Genomic DNA, 3,917 nt, shown 5'->3' on the forward strand with positions numbered 1-3,917 from the left:
GAGGTGCTGGTGGAGGCCGGGCCGCGCCTGGCCGGCGCCTTCGCCCGCGCCGGGCTGGTGGACGAATACCGCATCTTCATGGCGGCCAAGCTGCTCGGCTCCAGCGCCCGGCCGCTGCTCGACCTGCCGCTCAACCGCATGGCCGAGGCGCCCGAGCTGCAGATCGTGGATATCCGCGCCATCGGCGACGACTGGCAGATCACCGCGCGGCCGTAGGTTGGCGCTGAGCGCAGCGAAGCCCAACAGGGAGCGCGTTGCGCTCCGCCCGGCGATCTCGGCGGTCCCCGCGTCCCACGATCCCCACGCCCATGTTGGACTTGGTCGCAGGCTCCACAGCCCAGCCTGCCGACGGCAGGTCGCCACGGCGTCCCCCTGGGGTCATGCGGTGCGGCGATAAATATGGTAAAACGCCACTCGGCCGGGCGACTGGCCGCAACGTTCTCAGGGCGGGGTGGAATTCCCCACCGGCGGTAATGGCGGATTCTGCCTAGCCCGCGAGCGCTCGTTTCGGCGAGGTCAGCAGACCCGGTGCGATTCCGGGGCCGACGGTATAGTCCGGATAAAGAGAGAGCGGGATTCCCTCCTCGGGCGCCGTGTGCGCGTCCGCGAAATCCCTATCGATCGGCATTGCCCTGTTTCTGACCCAAACAGGAGTTCGTCCATGCTGTTTCGCATCATCTTCAGTGAGAAACCGGAGGGCGCATGTTCACCGGCATAATCGAAGCCATCGGCAGCATCCGTGCCATGACCCCCAAGGGCGGTGATGTGCGCGTCTATGTCGCCACCGGCAAGCTCGACCTGGGCGACGTCAAGCTCGGCGACAGCATCGCCGTCAACGGCGTGTGCCTGACCGCGGTGGAACTGCCCGGCGACGGCTTCTGGGCCGACGTCAGCCGCGAGACCCTGGCGCGCACCGCCTTCGTCGATCTCAAGCCCGGCAGTGCGGTCAACCTGGAAAAGGCCCTGACCCCCACCAGCCGCCTCGGCGGGCATCTGGTCAGCGGCCACGTCGACGGCGTCGGCGAGATCGTCTCCCGTGCCGATAACGCCCGCGCCGTGCAGTTCAGGGTGCGCGCGCCGCGCGAGCTGGCCAGGTACATCGCCCACAAGGGCTCGATCACCGTCGACGGCACCAGCCTGACCGTCAACGCGGTCGATGGCGCCGAGTTCGAACTGACCATAGTGCCGCACACCCTGGCCGAGACCATCATGGTCGACTACCAGGCCGGGCGTAAGGTCAACCTCGAAGTGGACCTGCTGGCACGCTACCTGGAGCGCCTGCTGCTCGGCGACAAGGCCGCCGAGCCCAAGGCCTCGGGCCTGACCGAAAGCTTTCTCGCCGAACACGGCTACCTGAAGAATTGAGGAGACGCCCCGATGGCGCTCAACACCGCTGAAGAACTGATCGAAGACATCCGCGCCGGCAAGATGGTCATCCTCATGGATGACGAGGACCGCGAGAACGAGGGCGACATCATCATCGCCTCCGAATGCGTCACGGCCGAACATATCAACTTCATGGCCCGTTTTGCGCGGGGGTTGATCTGCATGCCGATGACCCGCGAACGCTGCGAGCTGCTCAAGCTGCCGCTGATGGCGCCGCGCAACGGCTCCGGCTTCGGCACCAAGTTCACCGTCTCCATCGAGGCCGCCGAGGGCGTGACCACCGGCATCTCCGCCGCCGACCGTGCCCGTACCGTGCAGGCCGCCGTAGCGCGTAATGCGGTGGCCGACGATATCGTCAGCCCCGGTCATATCTTCCCGCTGATGGCCCAACCGGGCGGCGTACTGGCGCGTGCCGGCCATACCGAAGCGGCCTGCGACCTGGCGCGCATGGGCGGTTTCGAGCCGAGCGGGGTGATCTGCGAGATCATGAACGACGACGGCACCATGGCCCGTCGCCCGGAGCTGGAGGCCTTCGCCGAGCAGCACGGCCTGAAGATCGGCACCATCGCCGACCTGATCCACTACCGCCTGATCCACGAGCGCACTGTCGAACGCATCAGCGAGCAGCCGCTGGACACCGAGCTGGGCCAGTTCAACCTGGTCACCTACCGCGACGCGGTGGAAGACACCGCGCACATGGCGCTGACCCTGGGCAAGCTGTGCGCCGAGGAGCCGACCCTGGTGCGGGTGCACAACATGGACCCGCTGCGCGACCTGTTCCTGGTCAACCAGCCGGGGCGTTGGAGCCTGCGCGCGGCCATGGCCGAGGTGGCCAAGGCCGGCAGCGGCGTGGTGCTGTTGCTGGGCAACCCGCTGACCGGCCCGGAGCTGCTGGCCCACCTCGGCCGCCAGCAGCCGGCGACTCCGGCCACCTACAGCACGGTGGGCGCCGGCTCGCAGATCCTGCGCGACCTCGGCGTGCGCAAGATGCGCCTGCTGAGCTCGCCGATGAAGTTCAACGCGATATCCGGCTTCGATCTCGAGGTTGTAGAATACCTGCCGGCTGACTGACCGCGGCCCGAAGGGCCAAAGCTGATGACCCTCTCCCATTTATGGGAGAGGGGAGCAAAGCCAGCTCCCCAGGGAGCACGAATTTTATTTTTCGGAGCGCACCGCCGCTCCGGCTCTTTAACCCTAGTGAGACCCGTCATGACCCTGAAGACCATCGAAGGTACCTTCATCGCCCCGAAGGGCAAATACGCCCTGGTGGTAGGCCGTTTCAACAGCTTCGTCGTCGAGAGCCTGGTCAGTGGCGCCATCGACGCCCTGGTTCGCCACGGCGTGAGCGAGAGCGACATCACCATCATCCGCGCGCCGGGCGCCTTCGAGATTCCGCTGGTCACCCAGAAGGTCGCTCAGCGCGGCGAGTACGCGGCGATCATCGCCCTGGGCGCGGTCATCCGTGGCGGCACTCCGCACTTCGAATACGTCGCCGGCGAGTGCACCAAGGGTCTGGCTCAGGTGTCCATGGAGTACGGCGTACCGGTCGCCTTCGGCGTGCTGACCGTCGACTCCATCGAACAAGCCATCGAACGTTCCGGCACCAAGGCGGGTAACAAGGGTGCCGAAGCTGCGCTGTCTGCCCTGGAAATGGTCAGCCTGCTGGCGCAGTTGGAGGCCAAGTGAGCAACTCCGGTAACGGCCAGCCGGCCAAGAAGGGCCCCAGCGGCAAGATTCTTGCCCGCCGCGAGGCCCGTACCCTGGCCATGCAGGCCCTGTACTCCTGGCACATCGCCGGCCAGCCGCTGAACGAGATCGAAGCGCAGTTCCGCGTCGACAACGATTTCAGCAAGGTCGACGGCGCCTACTTCCACGAGATCCTGCACGGCGTGCCGCGGCAGAAGACCGAGCTGGACGAGGCCTTCACGCCGCTGCTCGATCGCCCGCTGGCAGAGATCGATCCGGTCGAGCTGGCCATCCTGCGCCTGTCCACCTACGAGCTGAAGAACCGCGTCGACGTGCCCTACAAGGTGGTGATCAACGAGGGCATCGAGCTGGCCAAGGTGTTCGGCGCCACCGACGGGCACAAGTTCGTCAACGGCATCCTCGACAAGCTGGCGCCTAAGCTGCGTGCCGCCGAAGTGGGCGCCAACAAGCGTTGAGCATGGATCGCGTTGTCCGAGCACCCTCACCCCCAACCCCTCTCCCAGAGGGAGAGGGGAGGCTCCATGGGTGAGTTCGAGCTGATCCGTCATTACTTCGCCGCCGCCCCCTGCGCCCAAGGCGGCGACGGCGTGGTTCGCGGCATCGGCGACGATTGCGCGCTGCTGGCGCTGCCCGCCGGCGAGCAGCTGGCGGTGTCCACCGACACCCTGGTCGCCGGGGTGCATTTCCCCGAATCCTGCGATGCCTTCCTGCTCGGCCAGCGCGCGCTGGCGGTATCGGCCAGCGACCTGGCCGCCATGGGCGCCACGCCCCTGGCCTTTACCCTGGCCCTGACCCCGCCCGCCGCCGAGGACATCTGGCTGGCC

The 3,917-nt window shown here is 67.0% G+C and carries 6 protein-coding genes and 1 riboswitch; all 6 genes read left to right on the forward strand.

Translation table 11 applies throughout. From position 1 onward, the window contains the following. Window positions 1-216, forward strand: a 216-nt coding sequence (locus N878_RS14550) for a dihydrofolate reductase family protein (RefSeq protein ID WP_031303198.1), incomplete at its 5' end; no start/stop codon positions are given. Between the two features lie 217 nt (window positions 217-433). Next, window positions 434-576, forward strand: a riboswitch (FMN riboswitch). 126 nt (window positions 577-702) lie between these two features. Then, entirely contained in the window at window positions 703-1,365 is a 663-nt protein-coding gene (locus N878_RS14555) for a riboflavin synthase (protein ID WP_021444360.1), read from the forward strand. Between the two features lie 12 nt (window positions 1,366-1,377). After that, a complete protein-coding gene (gene ribBA / locus N878_RS14560; protein WP_021444361.1) occupies window positions 1,378-2,457 on the forward strand; it encodes a bifunctional 3,4-dihydroxy-2-butanone-4-phosphate synthase/GTP cyclohydrolase II in 1,080 nt (359 codons plus the stop codon). 138 nt (window positions 2,458-2,595) lie between these two features. Further along, window positions 2,596-3,072, forward strand: a complete 477-nt coding sequence (ribE, locus tag N878_RS14565; RefSeq protein ID WP_012019761.1) for a 6,7-dimethyl-8-ribityllumazine synthase — start codon at window positions 2,596-2,598, stop codon at window positions 3,070-3,072. Beyond that, entirely contained in the window at window positions 3,069-3,548 is a 480-nt protein-coding gene (gene nusB / locus N878_RS14570; protein WP_021444362.1) for a transcription antitermination factor NusB, read from the forward strand. Before ribE ends, nusB begins: the two co-directional genes overlap by 4 nt. A gap of 66 nt (window positions 3,549-3,614) precedes the next feature. Further along, window positions 3,615-3,917, forward strand: a 303-nt coding sequence (locus N878_RS14575; RefSeq protein ID WP_031303200.1) for an AIR synthase related protein, incomplete at its 3' end; no start/stop codon positions are given.

The organism is Pseudomonas sp. EGD-AK9, assembly GCF_000465935.2.
Classification (GTDB): domain Bacteria; phylum Pseudomonadota; class Gammaproteobacteria; order Pseudomonadales; family Pseudomonadaceae; genus Aquipseudomonas.